Annotated in this window: 17 protein-coding genes; 13 read left to right on the top strand and 4 right to left on the bottom strand. The window is 69.2% G+C overall.

The features are described 5' to 3' along the window. The first annotated feature begins 105 nt into the window (after window positions 1-105). From ACIPFH_RS31100 to ACIPFH_RS31090, 3 genes are all read left to right on the top strand, one after another. The gene (locus tag ACIPFH_RS31100; protein WP_401831603.1) at window positions 106-804 is read left to right on the top strand and encodes an HAD family hydrolase; all 699 of its coding nucleotides are present in this window, start codon (window positions 106-108) and stop codon (window positions 802-804) included. Between the two features lie 479 nt (window positions 805-1,283). Continuing rightward, on the top strand, window positions 1,284-2,891 hold the full coding sequence (locus ACIPFH_RS31095) for an ABC transporter substrate-binding protein (protein ID WP_401831602.1): 1,608 nt from the start codon (window positions 1,284-1,286) through the stop codon (window positions 2,889-2,891). A gap of 66 nt (window positions 2,892-2,957) precedes the next feature. Beyond that, the gene (locus tag ACIPFH_RS31090; protein ID WP_401831599.1) at window positions 2,958-4,541 is read left to right on the top strand and encodes an ABC transporter substrate-binding protein; all 1,584 of its coding nucleotides are present in this window, start codon (window positions 2,958-2,960) and stop codon (window positions 4,539-4,541) included. Window positions 4,542-4,629: 88 nt separating this feature from the next. On the opposite strand, the gene ACIPFH_RS31085 is transcribed toward ACIPFH_RS31090, so the two are convergent. Then, complete coding sequence (locus tag ACIPFH_RS31085; RefSeq protein WP_401831596.1) at window positions 4,630-5,301, bottom strand: response regulator; 672 nt, start codon at window positions 5,299-5,301, stop codon at window positions 4,630-4,632. A 14-nt stretch (window positions 5,302-5,315) separates the two neighbouring features. Next, window positions 5,316-6,332 (bottom strand): RecB family exonuclease, encoded by a 1,017-nt coding sequence (locus ACIPFH_RS31080; protein ID WP_401831593.1) that lies wholly within the window; start codon window positions 6,330-6,332, stop codon window positions 5,316-5,318. A gap of 187 nt (window positions 6,333-6,519) precedes the next feature. Here ACIPFH_RS31080 and ACIPFH_RS31075 point away from each other — a divergent pair, with 187 nt between their 5' ends. The 3 genes from ACIPFH_RS31075 to ACIPFH_RS31065 all read left to right on the top strand — a co-directional run bounded on the left by ACIPFH_RS31075 (window position 6,520) and on the right by ACIPFH_RS31065 (window position 10,032). After that, window positions 6,520-8,232: a site-2 protease family protein gene (locus ACIPFH_RS31075; protein ID WP_401831591.1), complete on the top strand. Its 1,713-nt coding sequence runs from the start codon at window positions 6,520-6,522 to the stop codon at window positions 8,230-8,232. 52 nt (window positions 8,233-8,284) lie between these two features. Continuing rightward, a complete protein-coding gene (locus ACIPFH_RS31070) occupies window positions 8,285-9,187 on the top strand; it encodes a tRNA (adenine-N1)-methyltransferase (protein ID WP_046261810.1) in 903 nt (300 codons plus the stop codon). A 272-nt stretch (window positions 9,188-9,459) separates the two neighbouring features. Then, entirely contained in the window at window positions 9,460-10,032 is a 573-nt protein-coding gene (locus ACIPFH_RS31065; RefSeq protein ID WP_401831589.1) for a hypothetical protein, read from the top strand. A gap of 56 nt (window positions 10,033-10,088) precedes the next feature. Here the strand turns inward: ACIPFH_RS31065 and ACIPFH_RS31060 are convergent, their stop codons facing one another. Next, the gene (locus ACIPFH_RS31060; RefSeq protein WP_401831587.1) at window positions 10,089-10,394 is read right to left on the bottom strand and encodes a ferredoxin; all 306 of its coding nucleotides are present in this window, start codon (window positions 10,392-10,394) and stop codon (window positions 10,089-10,091) included. Window positions 10,395-10,637: 243 nt separating this feature from the next. On the opposite strand from ACIPFH_RS31060, the gene arc reads away from it, so the two are divergent. The 6 genes from arc (at window position 10,638) to prcA (ending at window position 16,776) form a co-directional block, all read left to right on the top strand. Further along, window positions 10,638-12,404, top strand: a complete 1,767-nt coding sequence (arc, locus tag ACIPFH_RS31055) for a proteasome ATPase (protein WP_062646946.1) — start codon at window positions 10,638-10,640, stop codon at window positions 12,402-12,404. Window positions 12,405-12,637: 233 nt separating this feature from the next. After that, on the top strand, window positions 12,638-14,149 hold the full coding sequence (gene dop, locus ACIPFH_RS31050; protein WP_356252787.1) for a depupylase/deamidase Dop: 1,512 nt from the start codon (window positions 12,638-12,640) through the stop codon (window positions 14,147-14,149). 187 nt (window positions 14,150-14,336) lie between these two features. After that, window positions 14,337-14,555, top strand: a complete 219-nt coding sequence (locus ACIPFH_RS31045; RefSeq protein WP_328482900.1) for a ubiquitin-like protein Pup — start codon at window positions 14,337-14,339, stop codon at window positions 14,553-14,555. Between the two features lie 24 nt (window positions 14,556-14,579). Beyond that, window positions 14,580-15,179, top strand: a complete 600-nt coding sequence (locus ACIPFH_RS31040; protein ID WP_401831583.1) for an endonuclease VII domain-containing protein — start codon at window positions 14,580-14,582, stop codon at window positions 15,177-15,179. Then, a complete protein-coding gene (gene prcB, locus ACIPFH_RS31035; RefSeq protein WP_401831580.1) occupies window positions 15,131-15,976 on the top strand; it encodes a proteasome subunit beta in 846 nt (281 codons plus the stop codon). Before ACIPFH_RS31040 ends, prcB begins: the two co-directional genes overlap by 49 nt. A 62-nt stretch (window positions 15,977-16,038) precedes the next feature. Then, entirely contained in the window at window positions 16,039-16,776 is a 738-nt protein-coding gene (prcA, locus tag ACIPFH_RS31030) for a proteasome subunit alpha (RefSeq protein WP_401831577.1), read from the top strand. 63 nt (window positions 16,777-16,839) lie between these two features. Here prcA and ACIPFH_RS31025 read toward each other — a convergent pair whose 3' ends face one another. Beyond that, on the bottom strand, window positions 16,840-17,856 hold the full coding sequence (locus tag ACIPFH_RS31025; protein WP_401831574.1) for a LacI family DNA-binding transcriptional regulator: 1,017 nt from the start codon (window positions 17,854-17,856) through the stop codon (window positions 16,840-16,842). Window positions 17,857-17,976: 120 nt separating this feature from the next. Between ACIPFH_RS31025 and ACIPFH_RS31020 the strand changes: the two genes are divergently transcribed. Next, window positions 17,977-19,236 (top strand): MFS transporter, encoded by a 1,260-nt coding sequence (locus ACIPFH_RS31020; protein WP_401831572.1) that lies wholly within the window; start codon window positions 17,977-17,979, stop codon window positions 19,234-19,236. The last annotated feature ends 8 nt before the right edge of the window (window positions 19,237-19,244 follow it).

Genomic DNA, 19,244 nt, shown 5'->3' with positions numbered 1-19,244 from the left:
GGCCACCGAGCACACTGATCGGATAAGTCGTACACTGGTCGGTCCACCGAAGGCCGGTTCCCCGCAGCGGGAACCGGCCTGCTCGTCCCTCAAGGAGGTACGTGGATGACCAGCACGGTTCCCGCGCCACTCACCCGCACGGCCGAAGGCTCCGCCCTGGAGGCCGTGCTGCTCGACATGGACGGCACCCTGGTGGACACCGAGGGCTTCTGGTGGGACGTCGAGGCCGAGGTCTTCGCCGGGCTCGGCCACACCCTCGACGACTCATGGCGGCATGTCGTGGTCGGCGGACCGATGACCCGCAGCGCCGGGTTCCTGATCGAGGCAACCGGGGCCGACATCGACCTCGCCGAACTCACCGTCCTGCTCAACCAGGGATTCGAGGACCGCATCACCCACGCCCTCCCCCTGATGCCGGGAGCCGCCCGGCTGCTCGCCGAGCTGGCCGAGCACGAGGTGCCCACGGCCCTCGTCTCCGCCTCCCACCGGCGCATCATCGACCGCGTCCTCGCCTCGCTCGGCGCCGAGAACTTCCGCCTGAGCGTGGCAGGCGACGAGGTCGCGCGGACCAAGCCGTACCCCGACCCCTACCTCTTCGCGGCCGCCGGGCTCGGCGTGGACCCGGTCAGATGCGCCGTCATCGAGGACACCGCGACGGGGGTCGCCTCGGCGGAGGCGGCGGGCTGTCACGTGGTCGCGGTGCCCTCGGTGGCCCCGATCGCGCCCTCCCGCCGACGCACCGTCGTCCCCTCACTGGAACAGGTCGACCTGGCATTCCTGCGGGACCTGATGCCGCTCCGATGATCGGCGCCACGATCATTGGTGATCGGCCGACGGCCGAAATGCGGGAGAGCGTTCACCCAGCGTGCACCGCCGACAACAAGGAATTCGGCGGGTGTGCGCGCGGTGGAATTCCGATCTTCGCCGACGCCCCGACGGCGGCCGAATTCCACCCTGTCCGAAGCCTCATTGGCGTGTGACGTTCCCCACCCGTTCGGGGCTCGACAGTTGACTCTCCGTGTGCATTCCGCCTGCGCGCGGCGGCTTCGGGTGTGTCTTTGTGTCCCGATTGGTGATTCGCTGTACGAATCCTTCCACTGACGGTTGTTCAGTGCGTCCGCGGCCGGTTTCGCTGCGTGATGGGGTTTCAACTCCGGTGACCGCGAACCCTCGTGCTGGTGCGGACTAATCTCGTCGCGAGAACCTCGCCCTAACCCCGTGATCCGCCGCGACACCCCTGCATGCCGGATACACGGACTCGACAGCTCTGGAGAAACTCGAGCATGAACCGCAAGACTTTGGTGCTGCCGGCCGTGGTCAGTCTGCTCGCGCCCGTACTCGCCGCCTGCGGCGCGTCCGACGGCGGTAGCGGCAGTGGGGACGCCATCGTCTTGGGCACTACCGACCGGTTCACCGCCACCAAGGACGCCCCGGCACCCCTCGACCCGGCGTACTCCTACGACGTCGGCACCTGGAACATCCTTCGCCAGACCGTGCAGACCCTGATGATCCAGCCCAAGGGCGAGGGCGAACCCGTCCCGGAGGCGGCCCAGAGCTGCGGCTTCACCGACACCGGCAACGAGCGGTACGCCTGCAAGCTGCGCAGCGGCCTGAAGTTCGCGAACGGCGACGCCGTGACCGCCAAGGACGTCAAGTTCTCCATCGAGCGTGCCCGCACCATCAAGGCCGACTCCGGCGTGTTCGCCCTGCTGTCGACGATCGACACCATCGAGACGCAGGGTGACAACGAAGTCATCTTCCACCTCAAGACCGCCGACGCCACTTTCCCCTTCAAGTTGTCGACTCCGGTCGCCGGCATCGTCAACCCCGACGACTACGAGAAGGACAAGCTGCGCGACGGCTTCGAGGTCGACGGATCCGGCCCCTACACCCTCAAGGCCGACACCGACGGCGACGAGATGACCAAGGCGGTGTTCACCAAGAACCCCAACTACAAGGGGACCCTGGACGTGAACAACGACCAGGTCGACATGGTCTCCTACGAGGACGCCGACGCCATGGACGCCGCCCTCGAGAAGGGCGACATCGACCTCATGACCCGCACCATGTCGCCGGAGCAGATCCAGAAGCTCTCCGAGGCCTCCGCGACCGCGGACATCGGCCTCGTCGAGCTGAACGGCCTCGAGATCCGCTACCTGGCCTTCGACACCACCGACCCGTCGGTCAAGTCCAAGGCCGTGCGCCAGGCGATGGCCCAGATCATCAACCGCGCCGCGCTCGTCTCCGAGGTGTACGGCTCCCAGGCCGAGCCCCTCTACTCGCTCGTCCCGGCCACCCTCACCGGTCACTCCAACTCGTTCTTCAACACCTACGGCGACCCGAACGTCACCAAGGCCAAGGCCCTGCTGGCCGACGCGGACATCACCGCCCCGGTGAAGCTGACCCTGAACTACACGACCGACCACTACGGCCCTGCCACCAAGCAGGAGTTCGAGGTGCTGCGGAAGCAGCTCAACGACAGCGGTCTGTTCGACGTCACCATCAAGGGGACCCCCTGGGACGCGTTCGTCCCGGCCGAGCGCAAGGGCGAGTACGCCGTCTACGGCATGGGCTGGTTCCCCGACTTCCCGGACGCCGACAACTTCGTCGCCCCGTTCCTCGACAAGGACAACTTCCTCAAGTCGCCGTACTCCAACCAGGACATCATCGACAACCTGATCCCGGCCTCCCGCCGCGAGGCCGACCGCCTCAGCGCCGCCAAGGACCTGACGGAGATCCAGGACATCGTCGCCCGGGACGTTCCGATCCTGCCGCTGTGGCAGGGCAAGCAGTACGTCGCCGCGAACAACAACGTCACCGGCACGGCCTACGTGCTGAACTCCTCCGCCACCCTTCAGCTGTGGGAGCTCGGCCGCGGTGTGAGCAACTGACCCACCCCCCTGCCGGGGCCCGGGACGGCGGCCCCGGTGTGCAGAGAACCGAAGACAAGGCATTTTGTGAACCTGCGTAACCAGTGGCCGGTCCTGCCGATCGTGGCGGGACTGGCCTCCGGCCTGTTGACCGGCTGCGGAACCCAGAGCGGGGGAGCCGGGGGTGACACCTCATCCCTGGTGCTGGGGATGTCCGACGACGTCCTCGCCACGGACCCCGCCTCCGGCTACGACCCGGGCTCATGGCTGTTGTTCAACAACGTTTTCCAGTCACTGCTGAGCTTCCCCAAGGGCGGCACGGAACCCGAGCCCGACGCGGCCCGGGAGTGCTCCTTCACCGACACGCGGACCCAGGTCTACACGTGCACCCTGAAGGACGGCCTGAAGTTCAGCAACGGTGACGCGCTCACCTCCGAGGACGTCAAGTTCTCCTTCGACCGCATGCTGAAGATCGACGACGACGCCGGCCCGGCCATCATGTTCCCCATGCTCGACAAGGTCGAGACGCCCGACGCCAAGACCGTCGTCTTCAAGCTCAAGGTCCCCGACGCCACCTTCCCGAGCAAGATCGCCTCGGGTGCCGGCTCCATCGTCGACCACCAGGAGTACGACGCCGACGGCCTGCGCGAGGACGGCGGCGCCGTCGGCTCCGGCCCCTACAAGCTGGACTCCTTCGACGACGACGAGGCCGTCTTCTCCGTCAACGACACCTACCGGGGCAGCGCCGACGACGCCAGGAACAACGGCGTCACCCTGAAGTTCTTCGGCGGCGACCAGAAGGCCCTCAAGCAGGCCCTGCTCGCGAACGAGATCGACATCGCCTACCGGGGTCTCACCGCCGCCGACGTCGCCGACATCCAGCGGAGCACCGGCGACACGACCGCCGAGGTCGTCGAGGGCAGCAGCGCCGAGGTCCAGCACCTGGTCTTCAACATGGACGACCCGGTCGCCGGAAAGCTCGGCGTCCGCCGGGCCATCGCCCACCTGATCGACCGCGAAGCCCTGATCAAGGACGTCTACCAGGGCACCGCCGATCCCCTGTACTCGATCATCCCGGCCGGTATCGCCGGCCACAACACCGCCTTCTTCGACCGCTACGGCGCCCGCCCCTCCCGGGCCGAGGCCGCCGCCGCGCTCGCCGACGAGGGCATCACCGGCAAGGTGAAGCTCACCCTCTGGTCCACCCCGACCCGCTACGGCCCGGCCACCGACAAGGAACTCCACGCTGTCGCGGCCCAGCTCAACGCCAGCGGCCTGTTCGACGCCGATGTCAGGTCCGTCGCCTACGGCCAGTACGAGAAGGACGTCGCCGCGGGCAAGTACGGCGTCTACGTCAAGGGCTGGGTGCCCGACTACCCGGACGCCGACAACTTCACCTCGCCCTTCTTCGGCAAGGGCAACGTGCTGAGCAACAACTACGCCAACACCGCCATCACCGGCACGCTCATCCCGCGCACCGCCGCCCAGAGCGACCGCACCGCCACCGACGCGGACTTCGCCGAGCTCCAGGACATCGTCGCCGCGCAACTGCCGGTCCTGCCCCTCTGGCAGGCCAAGCAGTACGCCGTCGTCGGCGAGCACGTCTACGGCCTGGAGAACTGCCTGGACGCCTCCACGGTGTTCCGCTTCTGGGAACTCAGCAAGAGCTGACGGTCACCACGCCGCGAAGCCCGGCCGCACGGAAGAAGGCGCCCCCTCTCATCGAGGAGGCGCCTTCTTCCGTCTGTCAGCACCGTGCCTACTGCGCGCCGGGACGCACCAGACCGCTCTCGTACGCGTACACCGCCGCCTGCACCCGGTCACGCAGGCCCAGCTTGGTCAGCACATGACCCACATGGGTCTTCACCGTGGTCTCGCTGACGAACAGATCGGCGGCGATCTCGGCGTTCGACAGCCCTCGCGCCACCAGCTTCAGCACCTCCACCTCACGGTCCGTCAGCGTGTGCAGCGTGTCCGGCACCGGGTCGTCGCCGGACGGCAGATGCGTCGCGTACTTGTCGAGCAGCCGACGCGTGATGCTCGGCGCCAGCATGGCCTCACCCGCGGCCACCACCCGGATCGCCTGGACCAGTTCATCGGCGGGCGCGTCCTTCAACAGGAACCCGCTCGCCCCGGCCCGCAGCGCCTCCACCACGTACTCGTCGAGGTCGAAGGTGGTCAGCACCAGCACCTTGGCCGGTCCGTCCCGCCCCGGTCCGGTGATCTGCCGGGTCGCCTCCACCCCGTCCATCCGCGGCATGCGGATGTCCATCAACACCACATCGGGCTGCAACGCCCGCACCTGGTCGAGAGCCTGAAGGCCGTCTCCGGCCTCGCCGACGACCGCGAGATCCTGCTCGGCCTCCAGGATCATCCGGAAGCCGGTGCGCAGCAGCGGCTGGTCGTCGACCAGTAGGACGCGGATGGCCACGTATGTCTCCTTCTCTAGCCCGGCCCCATTCTGCCCTGCGCGCCGCCCTCGGAGTCGGCCGCCCTCACCGACAGCGTCACCGGGAGCGGATACGGCGGGGGAGTGCCGCCGAACTCCGGGCAGTGGGCCTGGTGATCGCACCAGCCGCACAGCTTGGTCGGCCGGGGCCGCCACTCACCCGTCTCCGTCGCCAGCCGGATCGCCTCCCACAGCGCGAGCAACTTGCGCTCCACCCGCTCCAGATCGGCCAGGACCGGGTCGTAGGTGAGCACATCGCCACTGCCCAGGTACACGAGCTGAAGCCGCCGGGGGATGACGTTCTTCAGCCGCCACACGACCAGGGCGTAGAACTTCATCTGGAACAGCGCGCCTTCGGCGTACTCCGCGCGGGGCGCCTTGCCCGTCTTGTAGTCGACGATCCGCACCTCGCCGGTGGGCGCCACATCGACCCGGTCGATGATCCCGCGCAGTCGCAGCCCCGACTCCAGCTCCGCCTCGACGAACAGCTCCCGCTCGGCGGGCTCCAGCCGCGTCGGATCCTCCAGCGTGAACCAGCGCTCGACCAGCCGCTCCGCCTCCACCAACCAGCCGGCCAGCCGCTCGCCCTCCGGGTCGTCGGCGAACAGTTCCACGACCTCCGGCCGCGTCTCCCGCAGCCGGTCCCACTGGCCCGGGATCAGCGACTTGGCCCGCGGCGCGGTCCGCTCGGCCGCCGGGGCGTCGAACAGCCGCTCGAGGACGGCGTGCACCAGCGTGCCCTTCGTGGCCGCCGGGCTCGGCTTCTCCGGAAGCCGGTCGATCACCCGGAACCGGTACAGCAACGGGCACTGCATGAAATCACCGGCGCGCGAGGGCGAGAGCGAGGCAGGCGCCCTGGCGGCCACCGCCGTCACCACCGCCTCCGGCGCGACCGGCTCCGGGACGACCGGCTCCGGGACGACCGCCTTCGGCACGACCGCCTCCGTGGGTGACGGATCCCCCACGACACCGCCGTCGCCCACCCGGGCGACGTCCTCGCTGCTGCTCTCCATGACCCCAGACCATACGGCCCACCACTGACAGTCACCCAGCCGCGCACCTCACCTCACCCCGAACACCGGGCACGAGCGGGGAAACACGGGGGGTGCCGGGGCGGAACACCTCACGACCGCCGCATACCATCGGTGCGAGACCCTTCCGCCCGGCACGAGCGGGAGACGCTTCGATCGAGGGGACACCGTGGTGGAAAGCGGCGGGACCGGGCGGCCGCGGCCGGACAACGAGCAGTCGGCCGAGCACCCCGCGACACCTGCGTCTCCGGCCACCCACCTCGCGCAGACCCCGGACCCCGGCACTCCCGGCCCGGCCACGCCCGACGCGGCACCCCAGCCCCCCGTGTCCGAGGCCCCGGAACCGAGCGAAGCCGGACGCGCCGAAGGGGCCCCCGCCGAGACGTCGCCCGCCGACGGTGAGGACCCTCCACGGACACCCTCCGCGTCCGACGACGACAGCGGCGCGGCCGCTGCGGACGGCAACAACGAGGGCGAACCCGAGACCCGACCCGAGACCCGACCCGGGGCCGGACCCGGGGCCGGACAACCGGCGACCCCCGCCGCGGACACGGACATCCGACCCGGTACCGGTGATTCAGCCGGGGTCGAACCCGAGACCCGACCCGAGGCCGGACCCGGGGCCGGACAACCGGCGGCCCCCGCCCCCGTCCCGACCCCGGACCCCGCCCCGACCCCGGCCCCCGTGTCGTCCCTCCCCAAGGGCCCTCCGCCCCAGCGTCCCCCGGAGCAGCCTCGCGGTGGCCTGCTCATGGGCCGCCCCTTCGGCGTACCCGTCTACGTCGCCCCCAGCTGGTTCCTCGTCGCCGCCCTCATCACCTGGGTCTTCGGCAACCAGCTCGACCGCGTACTCCCCGAACTCGGCGCCCTCCGCTACCTCGTCTCCCTCTTCTTCGCGGTCGCCTTCTACGCCTCCGTACTCATCCACGAACTCGCCCACACCATCGCCGCCCTGCGCTTCAAACTCCCGGTCCGCCGCATCCAGCTCCAGTTCTTCGGCGGCGTCTCCGAGATCGAGAAGGAGGCCGAGACCCCGGGCCGCGAGTTCTGGCTCGCCTTCGTCGGCCCCCTGCTCTCCCTGGCGCTCGCCGGCGTCTTCTACCTCGCCATGCAGCCCGTGGAGCGCGGCACCGTACCCGGCGTCCTGCTGGCCGGCCTGATGATCTCCAACCTCATCGTGGCGATCTTCAACCTTCTCCCCGGCCTCCCGCTCGACGGCGGCCGTATGCTCCGCGCCGTCGTCTGGAAGATCACCGGCAGGCCCATGAGCGGCACCGTCGCCGCCGCCTGGGTCGGCCGCCTCCTCGCCGTTTCCGTCCTCATCGGCCTGCCCCTGCTCACCCAGTCGGGTGCCCTCGGGTCCGGCGCCGAGGACAGCGTCGGCATGGACACCGTCACCGACGCCCTGCTCGCCGCCATCCTCGCCGCGATCATCTGGACCGGCGCAGGCAACAGCCTGCGCATGGCCCGGCTGCGCGAACACCTCCCCGAACTGCGCGCCCGCACCCTCACCCGGCGCGCCGTCCCGGTCGAGACCCACACCCCCCTGTCCGAGGCGCTGCGCCGCGCCAACGACGCCGGCGCCCGCGCCCTCGTCGTCGTCGACGCCAACGGGGAGCCGCTCTCCCTCGTCCGGGAGGCCGCCATCGTCGGCGTACCCGAACACCGCCGCCCCTGGGTCGCCGTCAGCGGCCTCGCCCAGGACCTCAGCGACGGCATGCGCGTCTCCGCCGAGCTCGCCGGCGAGGATCTCCTCGACGTCCTGCGCGCCACCCCCGCCACCGAGTACCTCGTGGTCGAGGAGACCGGCGAGATCTTCGGCGTGCTGTCCGCCGCCGACGTCGAGCGCGCCTTCGTCAAGGCCATGGCCAGACCGTCCTAGCCGGGCCCTCCCCGTGGTCGGCGGCCCCGGCAAACCCCGGTAGGCTGTTCACATGTCCGAACCGACCGGTGCCGCCCGCAGGCGCGGGCCCTTCAAGGTCGGGGACCAGGTTCAGCTGACCGATCCCAAGGGCCGCCACTACACGTTCACGCTCGAAGCCGGGAAGAACTTCCACACCCACAAGGGTTCCTTCCCGCACGACGAACTGATCGGCGCTCCCGAGGGCAGCGTTGTCCGCACCACCGGGAACGTCGCCTACCTCGCGCTGCGCCCCCTGCTCCCCGACTACGTCCTGTCCATGCCCCGCGGGGCAGCCGTCGTCTACCCGAAGGACGCGGGACAGATCCTCGCCTTCGCCGACATCTTCCCCGGCGCCCGCGTCGTCGAGGCCGGCGTCGGCTCCGGCTCGCTGAGCAGCTTCCTGCTGCGCGCCATCGGCGACCAGGGCATGCTGCACAGCTACGAGCGCCGCGAGGACTTCGCCGAGATCGCCCAGCAGAACGTGGAGCGGTACTTCGGCGGCCCGCACCCCGCCTGGCAGCTCACCGTCGGCGACCTCCAGGACAACCTGTCCGACACCGACGTGGACCGCGTCATCCTCGACATGCTCGCCCCCTGGGAGTGCCTGGAGGCCGTCTCCAAGGCGCTCGTGCCCGGCGGCATCCTGTGCTGCTACGTCGCCACCACCACCCAGCTCGCCCGGACCGTCGAGTCCATCCGCGAGATCGGCTCCTTCAACGAGCCCACCTCCTGGGAGTCGATGATCCGCAACTGGCACGTGGAGGGACTGGCCGTCCGCCCGGACCACCGGATGATCGGCCACACCGGCTTCCTGCTCACGGCCCGCCGCCTCGCCGACGGCGTCGAGCCGCCCATGCGCCGCCGCCGCCCCGCCAAGGGCGCCTACGGCGAGGACTACACCGGCCCCAACGCCGACGGAGGCAGCGGCCGCTGACGCGACCCCAACACAGCGCTCAACGACAAGGCGTCGTGACAGAGTTCCCGGACCCGCCCGGAACTCGGCCACGGCGCCTTTCCGTTGACACCGCCGTGCACCGACCGGACACCCGGCCGGACGCCCGATCCGCAGCGGGCGGCATAGCCCGGCACCGAACGCCGACGCGTCCGATATCCCGTACCCCGCCGTTCCCCCGCCCTGTGACGTGTGGCACGATGCTGGCCAATCCCCCACCCCCACCGGCACAGCCACCACAGGAGACACTGCCAGTGCAGCAATCCGCCGTCCCGGAACTGGCACACACCCACACCCGGCCGATCCACTGGGTCGCGACCGCCACCGCCCTGGCCGCAGTCGTCGCCCTCTCCTCGCTCCTGCAGCCCAAACCCGCGACCGCCGCCCAGGCGACCGGCCCGGCCGCCAAGCCCGTTCCCGTGGCGGCCCCCGCCACCACCGGCATCGACTTCCCCGTCGAATGCGGCCCCGTACAGGCTCTCGTGGTCAAGAAGGCCTCCGGCGACCTGGACGGCGACGGAATCCCGGAAACGGTCGCCGTCGTCCACTGCGACGCCCCCATGGGCACCCCGCCCGACGGCGTCTACGTCCTCACCCACGGCGCGGACAGCACCCACGCGCGCGTGGTCGCCACCCTGATCAACCCGAAGGCCCGCAAAACCGTCACAAGCCTCGCCGTCACCGAGGGAGCCGTCCTCGCCACCCTGCTCGGCTACTCCACGGCCGACATACCCAGTTGCTGCCCCGACACGAAGGACAGCGCCAAGTGGCAGTGGAAGGACGACGCGTTCGTCCGCTCGACACCCGCGGGCGCCCACAGCGTCTGATCGGGCTGACGGCTTTGTGAGAAATCAGACACCCGTCACAGTCCGCGCCCGGACCCTCACTCCGCGTCCGGACCGTAGACCTCGACGCTGTCCGAAACCCGTCGCACATGAATACAGTCGCCCGGGCACTCCCGCGCCGAGTCCACCACGTCCGTCAACAGCGGCAACGGCACCGGCGTAGTGGCCCCCTTGGCCTGGAGGAGCTCGTCGCCCGCGCCCTTGACATAGGCCAGGCCGTCGATGTCCAGCTCGAACACCTCCGGGGCGTACTGGGCGCAGATCCCGTCGCCGGTACAGAGATCCTGGTCGATCCAGACCTCCAGAGCCTCGTCGCCGACACCGGCCTCCTGCTGCACGCCCATAGCTCCTGCCGTTTACTGTCGAGCCGCAAGGGAACCATGCAGGCTCTGACGGGTGTTGAACACTTCGACCCTACCCTCGGCGGCTTCCGAACCGTGTTCGGTGGGTATTCCCCTGGCGTGAGGGAGAGCGCAAGGGTGAAGATCGGACACACCCCGACAGTCTTTGTGATCTAGGGGTTTCAATCGACACCCACCCAGGTAGGGTCTGGAAGCGTCCAGCTCCCCTTGGAGGAGGTGAGGACCGTGGCAGCCCACGACGACGACATGAACCGCGGCATCCGCCCGGGACGAGGGTCCGACGACCCGTCCGGGCAGATTGCCTACCTTGAGCAGGAGATCGCCGTCCTGCGACGCAAGCTCGCCGACTCTCCGCGACACACGAGGATTCTCGAAGAGCGGATCGTCGAGCTACAGACAAACCTGGCCGGCGTGTCCGCCCAGAACGAGCGACTCGCGAACACACTCCGTGAGGCCCGCGACCAGATCGTGGCCCTCAAGGAAGAAGTCGACCGGCTCGCCCAGCCGCCGGCCGGCTTCGGCGTCTTCCTCACGGCGAACGAGGACGGCACGGCCGACATCTTCACCGGGGGCCGCAAACTCCGGGTGAACGTCAGCCCCAGCGTCGAGCTCGAAGAGCTCCGGCGCGGCCAGGAAGTGATGCTCAACGAAGCGCTCAACGTGGTCGAGGCCATGGAGTACGAGAGCGTCGGCGACATCGTCACCCTCAAGGAGATCCTCGAGGACGGCGTGCGCGCCCTGGTGCAGGGGCACACCGACGAGGAACGGGTGGTCCGGCTCGCCGAACCGCTCCTGGACGTCGTCATCCGTCCCGGCGACGCCCTGCTGCTCGAACCCCGCTCCGGTTACGTCTACGAGGTCGTCCCCAAGAGCGAGGTCGAGGAACTCGTCCTCGAAGAGGTCCCCGACATCGGCTACGAGCAGATCGGTGGCCTCGGCGGACAGATCGAGATGATCCGCGACGCGGTCGAGCTCCCGTACCTGTACCCCGACCTCTTCAAGGAGCACGAGCTGCGGCCGCCCAAGGGCGTCCTGCTCTACGGACCGCCCGGATGCGGCAAGACGCTCATCGCCAAGGCCGTCGCCAACTCGCTGGCCAAGAAGGTCGCCGAAGTCACCGGCCAGGCCACCGGCAAGAGCTTCTTCCTCAACATCAAGGGCCCCGAGCTCCTCAACAAGTACGTCGGCGAGACCGAGCGGCAGATCCGCCTCGTCTTCCAGCGTGCGAGGGAGAAGGCCTCCGAGGGCACCCCCGTCATCGTCTTCTTCGACGAGATGGAATCCCTCTTCCGCACCCGCGGCTCCGGGGTCAGCTCGGACGTGGAGAACACCATCGTCCCGCAGCTCCTCGCCGAGATCGACGGCGTCGAAGGCCTGCAGAACGTGGTCGTCATCGGTGCCTCCAACCGCGAGGACATGATCGACCCCGCCATCCTGCGTCCCGGCCGCCTCGACGTGAAGATCAAGATCGAGCGTCCGGACGCCGAAGCGGCCAAGGACATCTTCCAGAAGTACCTCACCGAACGCCTCCCCCTGCACTCCGAGGACGTGGGCGAACACGGCGGCGACAGGACCACCACCGTCCAGAGCATGATCCAGACGGCCGTGGAACACATGTACGCCGAATCCGAGGAGAACCGCTTCCTGGAAGTCACCTACGCCAACGGCGACAAGGAAGTCCTGTACTTCAAGGACTTCAACTCGGGCGCGATGATCGAGAACATCGTCGGCCGTGCCAAGAAGATGGCGATCAAGGACTTCCTCGACCACAACCAGAAGGGCCTTCGCGTCTCCCATCTCCTCCAGGCCTGTGTGGACGAGTTCAAGGAGAACGAGGACCTGCCCAACACCACCAACCCCGACGACTGGGCCCGGATCTCCGGAAAGAAGGGCGAACGGATCGTCTACATCCGTACCCTCATCACCGGAAAGCAGGGCGCGGACACCGGACGCTCCATCGACACGGTGGCGAACACCGGACAGTACCTGTAAGAACAGGGCGGCTGCGGGTGCCCACCACGGGTACCCGCAGCCGACTGTTTTCCAGGCCACGGCTGGAGCAAGGCAATGACGCAAATGATCTCCCCACCAGCGCGGAGGCGTTCTAGGCTCTTCCGTACCGCCGGGTCGCGCAGTGCGGGGACGGGCACCGCACACGCACCGGAGCACCACCGGTATCTGAGCGGCGCCCACGACCGAGGGTGCCGCCGGGCAAGGAGGGCCGCATGACCGTACGGCGAGTAATGGGCATCGAGACGGAGTACGGCATCTCCGTCCCCGGCCACCCCAACGCCAATGCCATGCTCACCTCGTCCCAGATCGTCAACGCCTACGCGGCGGCGATGCACCGGGCCCGCCGGGCCCGCTGGGACTTCGAGGAGGAGAACCCGCTGCGGGACGCGCGTGGCTTCGACCTCGCTCGCGAGGTCGCCGACTCCAGCCAGCTCACCGACGAGGACATCGGCCTCGCCAACGTCATCCTCACCAACGGCGCGCGTCTCTACGTCGACCACGCACACCCCGAATACAGCGCCCCCGAGGTCACCAATCCCCGCGACGCCGTCCTCTGGGACAAGGCCGGCGAGCGGATCATGGCCGAGGCCGCGGAGCGTGCCGCCGCGCTGCCCGGGGCCCAGCCCATCCACCTCTACAAGAACAACACCGACAACAAGGGCGCCTCCTACGGCACGCACGAGAACTACCTGATGAAGCGGGAGACCGCCTTCTCCGACATCGTGCGGCACCTCACGCCCTTCTTCGTCTCCCGTCAGGTGGTCACCGGCGCCGGCCGCGTCGGCATCGGCCAGGACGGCCACGAACACGGGTTCCAGCTCAGCCAGCGCGCCGACTACTTCGAGGTCGAGGTGGGCCTGGAGACGACGCTGAAGCGCCCGATCATCAACACGCGCGACGAGCCGCACTCCGACGCGGAGAAGTACCGCCGTCTGCATGTGATCATCGGCGACGCGAACCTCTCCGAGATCTCGACCTACCTGAAGCTGGGCACGACGGCCCTGGTCCTGTCGATGATCGAGGACGGCTTCATCGCGGTGGACCTGGCGGTCGACCAGCCGGTCCGCACCCTCCACCAGGTCTCCCACGACCCGACCCTGAAGCGACTGGTCACCCTGCGCAGCGGCCGCACACTCACCGCGGTCCAGTTGCAGATGGAGTACTTCGAGCTGGCGCGCAAGTACGTGGAGGAGCGGTTCGGCTCCGACGCCGACGACCAGACGAAGGACGTCCTCGCACGATGGGAGGACACCCTGAACCGCTTGGAGAACGACCCCATGAGTCTCGCGGGCGAGCTGGACTGGGTCGCCAAGCGGGAGCTCATGGAGGGCTACCGGCGCCGTGACAGCCTCGACTGGGACGCCGCGCGTCTGCACCTCGTCGACCTCCAGTACGCCGACGTACGGGCCGACAAGGGCCTCTACAACCGTCTCGTGGCCCGCGGCCGCATCAAGCGCCTGCTGGACGAGAACGAGGTCGAGCGGGCGATCACGAAGCCCCCGGAGGACACGCGCGCGTACTTCCGCGGCCGCTGCCTGGAGCAGTACGCCGACGACGTCGCCGCCGCCTCCTGGGACTCGGTGATCTTCGATCTGCCGGGCCGGGATTCGCTCCAGCGCGTCCCAACCCTCGAACCTCTTCGCGGAACGCGAAATCATGTCAAAGAGCTCCTGGACCGCTGCCGCACGGCAGAAGACCTGGTCAGGGTCCTCTCGGGCGGCTGACCGGCCGCCGGGGCGGATCCCGCCGGACGGGTGGGAACTCCTCCGTCCGGGAATCATCGAGGTGGCCCCCGTACGTTGTGGCAACTGCGGGGCCGATGTCGGACCCGGCTTGTAGGGTCTGATCATCACCGATCGGCAGGAATGCCGACCTGTCGACCATGTCGGGCGAAAGAGCGGGGTGAGGGTTATGGCGACCAAGGACACCGGCGGCGGCCAGCAGAAGGCGACGCGCTCCACGGAGGAGACCGAGGAGCAGGCGCCCGAGGCGCAGGCTTCGGAGGACCTCAAGGAGCGTCAGGAGAAGCTGAGCGACGACGTGGACTCGGTTCTTGACGAGATTGACGATGTCCTCGAGGAGAACGCCGAGGACTTCGTTCGAAGTTTCGTTCAGAAGGGTGGCCAGTAGCCTTGGAATCCAAGGCTTCGGGGGATGGAGTTGGCAACTGAAGAGGGTGTGAAGCGTTGCTCGCGGTGCGAGGAGTCAAAGCCGCGAGCAGCCTTTGCCAGTAACAGGGCAACCCGGGACGGGTTGCAGGCCTACTGCCGGAAGTGCTGGGCGGCCTATCACCAGGCCCGGCAACTGGCAAAGGGCAAGAACGTGCGGCCGCGCGTGGAGACGCCCGAGGGCCACAAGTTCTGCCGCAGCTGCGAGGAGATCAAGCCGCACGGTGAGTGGCACCGCAACGCCACAGCGTCCGACGGTCTTGCGACTTGTTGCAAGGCGTGCAAAGCCGTCACGGGGCGGCGTGGGCATCTGAAGCGCCAGTACGGCATGACAGAAGCCGAGCGTGATGCGATGGTCGCCTCGCAAATGGGACTCTGCGTGATCTGCCTGAAAGCTCCTGCCGCGCATGTGGATCACTGCCACAAGACGGGTAGGGTCCGTGGCGTACTGTGCTTCAACTGCAATTCGGCCATCGGCAAGTTGGGAGATGACCCCGACATCGGTCGTCGCGCCGTCGCCTACCTGGAGGGAAACGCGTGGAAGCCAACACTCGTAGCACCGGGCGTCTACCGGCTGCCTTCCTGACGCCTGGGTCCTCGTCCTTCATGGACTTCCTGTCCGAGCACCAGCCGGAGATGCTGCCGGGCAAGCGGCAGCTGCCTCCGACGCAGGGTGTGATCGAGGCGCCGCACGGCACGACGATCGTCGCCGTGACGTTCCCCGGTGGTGTCGTGCTCGCGGGTGACCGTCGCGCCACGATGGGCAACGTCATCGCGCAGCGGGACATCGAGAAGGTCTTCCCGGCCGACGAGTACTCGGCCGTCGGTATCGCCGGCACCGCCGGTCTGGCCGTCGAGATGGTGAAGCTGTTCCAGCTGGAGCTGGAGCACTTCGAGAAGGTCGAGGGGGCGCAGCTCTCGCTCGAGGGCAAGGCGAACCGGCTGTCGACCATGATCCGGTCCAACCTGGCCATGGCGATGCAGGGGCTGGCGGTCGTGCCCCTCTTCGCCGGGTTCGACGTGGACCGGGACAGGGGCCGGATCTTCTCCTACGACGTGACGGGCGGCCGCTCCGAGGAGCACCACTACGCCGCCACCGGTTCCGGCTCGATCTTCGCGCGCGGGGCCATGAAGAAGCTCTTCCGCAACGACCTGTCCGAGGAGGAGGCCACGACTCTCGTGGTCCAGGCCCTCTACGACGCGGCGGACGACGACTCGGCGACCGGTGGTCCCGATGTCGCGCGCCGGATCTACCCCATCGTCACCGTGATCACCGAGGACGGCTTCCGCCGGCTCACCGACGAGGAGTCGTCGGAGATCGCCCGCTCCATCCTGGCGCGTCGCCTGGAGCAGCCGGACGGCCCGCGCGCCGCCCTGCTGTAGCCGGCGGCCCCGTTCTTCTCCCAGGTGATCCAGTGACTTCGACAGAAAGGGACGGATAACCGGTGTCGACTCCGTTCTACGTCTCACCCCAGCAGGCGATGGCCGACCGTGCCGAGTACGCCCGCAAGGGCATCGCGCGCGGGCGCAGCCTTGTCGTGATCCAGTACGCCGACGGCATCGTGTTCGTCGGTGAGAATCCGTCCCGTGCGTTGCACAAGTTCAGCGAGATCTACGACCGGATCGGTTTCGCCGCCGCCGGTAAGTACAACGAGTACGAGAACCTGCGGATCGGTGGCGTCCGGTACGCGGATCTTCGTGGTTACACCTATGACCGTGATGACGTGACCGCCCGTGGCCTGGCCAACGTGTACGCCCAGACGCTGGGCACGATCTTCTCCTCGGCGGGGGAGAAGCCGTACGAGGTGGAGCTGGTGGTGGCCGAGGTCGGGGCCACGCCGGACGGGGACCAGATCTACCGGTTGCCGCACGACGGTTCGATCGTGGACGAGCACGGTTCGGTCGCGGTCGGTGGCAACGCCGAGCAGATCAGCACGTACCTGGACCAGCGTCACCAGGACGGCATGAGTCTGGCCGAGGCGCTGAAGCTGGCGGTTCAGGCGCTGTCGCGTGACACCAACGGCACGGAGCGGGAGATTCCCGCGGAGCGCCTGGAGGTTGCGGTGCTGGACCGCACGCGGCCGCAGTCGCGCAAGTTCAAGCGGATCGTCGGCCGTCAGCTGGGCCGGCTGCTGGAGATCGACGGTGCGGCCACGGAGGCGGAGAGCTCCGAGGAGGAGTAGACGCCGTCCGCGATTCACCCCTGCTGCGCCCCGGTCGTTGATTCGGCCGGGGCGCAGGGCGTCTCAGGAGGCCTTGGGAGGTGCCGTGGAGGCCCGTACGACGAGTTCGACGGGGATGTCCCCGCCGTCCGGTGTGCGGCCCTCCAGGACGGCAAGGAGGGCTCGCATGCCTCGTTCGCCGAACAGTTCGGCGTCGAGTCGGACGGTCGTGAGCTCGGGGTCGAGGGCGGTGGCCAGGGCGAGGTCGTCCAGGCCGGTGACGGACACGTCGTCGGGGACCCGCAGGCCGAGTCGGCGCAGGGCCTTGTAGACGCCGGCCGCGAGTTTGTCGTCGTCGCAGACGATGGCTGTGGGGCGTGGTCCCGTGGTGCTCAGGGCCTTCTCCGCGGCGGCCAGGGCGCCGTCGATGGAGATCGGGGCGGGGGCGGTGCGCAGCGATGTCCCGGGTGCCGCGGAGACGCGCGCGGCGAGTTCCCGCGCGCGTACCTCGAAGGTCCAGGAGGGGATGTCGGCCGCCAGGTGCAGGAACCGGCGGTGGCCCAGGTCCAGCAGGTGGTCGGCGATTTGTCGGACGCCGTCGGCGATGTCGAGGTTGACGGTGGCGGCGCCGAGGCTCCCGGAGGGGTCGCTGTCCAGCATCACCAGGGGGAGCTGGTCGCCTCGGATGGCTGTGAGGGCGTCGGCGGCCATCGAGGAGGCGAGGACGCCGTCGAGGGCCGCCTGGGCGGAGGCGAAGGGGTCGCGCGCGGGGCCGACGCCTTCGGGGGAGGGGTAGAGGACCACGCCGAAGCCGTGCTCGGCGGCCACCCGCGCCGCCCCCGTGTAGACGCCGGCGAAGAACTCCGTCGTCAGCGCCGGGACGACGAGCAGGACCGTTCGAGTGCGGCCGAGACGGAGGTTGCGGGCGGCGAGGTTGGGCCGGTAGCCGAGTTCGCGGGCCGCCGCCCGTACGCGTTCGGCGGTGGGCTCGGAGACACGGCCGCGCCACTTGTCGCCGAGGACGAGGGAGACGGCGGCCTGGGAGACCCCCGCGGCCTGGGCGACGTCACGGCTCGTCGGGCGGGTGCTACCTCGTGCCACCGTGGGCCTGCTCCTTCGTCTGGACTGGCGAACAGCGCACATGGTACGTATGACAAGAGGCGTTATACGTAAAACCTCGGGGTGGCTCATCGCCTCGGGCGAGCCGACGGAGGCGGGACATTGGCCGCGGGATACCTGGAGATCCTCAGGGCGAGGCATGCCGCCCGGCTGCTGACCGGCACGCTCGTCGGCCGGTTGCCCAACGCCACGGCCGCCATCGCGATCGTCCTGTTCGTGCGCGCGGAGGGCGGCACATACAGCCTCGCGGGCGCGCTGGCGGCCGTGTACGGCGTCGCCAACGCCGTCGGTCAGCCGCTGCTGGGGCGGTTGGTCGACGTGCACGGGCAGCCGCGGGTCCAGTTGCCCGCGGCGCTGGCGTCGGCCCTCGCCATGGCGGCCTTCGCGTTCGCGGGTACGGACCCGCTGCCGGTGGCGTACGCCGCGGTGGCGGCCGCGGGGCTCTTCACACCGCCCCTGGAGGGTGGTCTGCGGGCGCTCTGGCCGGCGGTGCTGCGGCGCGAGGACCAGGTGCACACGGCGTACGCGATGGACGCGGTGGCGCAGGAGGTGATGTTCACCGTAGGGCCCCTGCTGGTGACGCTGTGCGTGTCGGTGTGGTCGGAGCAGGGGGCCCTGCTGGTGCTGAACGTGATCGGGGTGCTGGGCGCGCTGTCGGTGGTCGTGTCGCCGCCCTCGCGCGCGTGGCGCTCGGCCCCACGGGCGGCGCACTGGCTGGGCGCGCTGCGCTCGCCCGGTCTGCTCGCGCTCCTCGGCGCCTTCCTGTTCGTCGGCGTCGCACTGGGTTCCATCACCGTGGCGTCCGTGCCGTACGCGGACGACCACGGCGGTGACGCGGTGTACGGCTGGCTGATGGCGGCGCTCGGGCTCGGCGCGCTGGTCGGTGGTATGGCGTACGGGGCGCGGCAGTGGGCGGGGACGCCGGAGCGGCGACTGCGCGGCCTGGTGGCGCTGCTGGCGGTGTGTTACCTGCCGCTGATGCTGATGCCGGGTGCGGTCGCCATGGTGGCGCTGACGGCGCTCGCGGGCGTGTTCCTGGCGCCCGCCCTCGCGTGCGCGTTCCTCATCGTGGACCGGCACGCGCCACGCGGGACGGTCACGGAGGCGTTCTCCTGGCTGGTGACGACGTTCACGGTCGGGGCGTCGGTGGGAACGGGTCTGGCGGGTCCGGTCGTGGAGGCCGGCGGTGCGCTGTGGGGGTTCGTGGTGCCGGGTGCCGCGGGCGCCGTGTCGTTGGTGGTTTTGCTGGCCACGGGGCGGGTAATGGCTGTTCCCGCCGAAAGCGGAGTGGTTGCGGCTTCATCGGAAAATGATCCAAACCGTGCTGCCGAACCCCGTTTCAGTTCAGGGGATCGGGCGTAATGTTCACT

It is taken from the genome of Streptomyces sp. NPDC088157 (assembly GCF_044741545.1).
Classification (GTDB): domain Bacteria; phylum Actinomycetota; class Actinomycetes; order Streptomycetales; family Streptomycetaceae; genus Streptomyces.
Note: the sequence above shows the minus strand (reverse complement) of the source record. Positions and strands in the feature narration are given on the sequence as shown.

Excerpts from the sequence above, each read along its gene's own strand:
- ACIPFH_RS31040 (WP_401831583.1), top strand. The coding sequence starts at position 14,580 with ATGGAGTTGGCAACTGAAGAGGGTGTGAAGCGTTGCTCGCGGTGCGAG.
- ACIPFH_RS31060 (WP_401831587.1), bottom strand. The coding sequence starts at position 10,394 with ATGGGCGTGCAGCAGGAGGCCGGTGTCGGCGACGAGGCTCTGGAGGTC.
- ACIPFH_RS31045 (WP_328482900.1), top strand. The coding sequence starts at position 14,337 with ATGGCGACCAAGGACACCGGCGGCGGCCAGCAGAAGGCGACGCGCTCC.
- ACIPFH_RS31100 (WP_401831603.1), top strand. The coding sequence starts at position 106 with ATGACCAGCACGGTTCCCGCGCCACTCACCCGCACGGCCGAAGGCTCC.
- ACIPFH_RS31080 (WP_401831593.1), bottom strand. The coding sequence starts at position 6,332 with ATGGAGAGCAGCAGCGAGGACGTCGCCCGGGTGGGCGACGGCGGTGTC.
- ACIPFH_RS31070 (WP_046261810.1), top strand. The coding sequence starts at position 8,285 with ATGTCCGAACCGACCGGTGCCGCCCGCAGGCGCGGGCCCTTCAAGGTC.
- dop (WP_356252787.1), top strand. The coding sequence starts at position 12,638 with ATGACCGTACGGCGAGTAATGGGCATCGAGACGGAGTACGGCATCTCC.
- ACIPFH_RS31095 (WP_401831602.1), top strand. The coding sequence starts at position 1,284 with ATGAACCGCAAGACTTTGGTGCTGCCGGCCGTGGTCAGTCTGCTCGCG.